1 protein-coding gene is annotated in these 652 nt (G+C 60.4%); it reads left to right on the plus strand.

Annotated elements, in window-relative coordinates:
• A partial coding sequence (locus GTP77_RS29795; protein WP_161075751.1) for an IS5 family transposase occupies nucleotides 1-652 on the plus strand: 652 nt, incomplete at both ends.

Genomic DNA, 652 nt, shown 5'->3' on the forward strand with positions numbered 1-652 from the left:
TCGGACTGGCCCGCATGCTGCGCATGTACGTGGCCCAGCAATGCTTTGGTTTGTCTGATGAAGGCATCGAAGACGCGATCTACGACAGCCAGTCCATTCGTGCTTTCGTCGGTATCGACTTGGGCCGCGAGTCGGCGCCGGACGCAACGACCTTGTTGAAGTTCCGTCACCTGCTTGAGGCCAATGGACTGACGCGCCAGATCTTCGACACGATCAACGGACACCTGGCCGAGAAAGGCCTGATGATGCGCGAAGGCACCATCGTCGACGCCACGCTGATCGCCGCGCCACCGTCGACCAAGAACAAGGATGGCAAGCGTGATCCGGAAATGCACCAGTCCAAGAAAGGCAACGACTGGCACTTTGGCATGAAGGCGCATGTTGGCGTGGACGCCGCGTCGGGCCTGGTTCACACCGTCATCGGCACGGCCGGCAATGTCGCCGACGTGACTCAAGCGCATGCCTTGCTGCACGGCGACGAGACCGCCGCCCTCGGTGACGCTGGCTACCAAGGCGTGGAAAAGCGGCCAGAAAATATCGGCACATCGGTGACGTGGCACGTGGCCATGAAGCGCTCTAAACGCAAGGCGCTGCCCAATAACAAACTGGGACGCTTGAAGGAAAAGTTGGAGCATCTGAAGGCCAGCGTGCG

Origin of the sequence: Pseudoduganella aquatica, from assembly GCF_009857595.1 — a bacterium.
Taxonomy (GTDB): domain Bacteria; phylum Pseudomonadota; class Gammaproteobacteria; order Burkholderiales; family Burkholderiaceae_D; genus Rugamonas; species Rugamonas aquatica_A.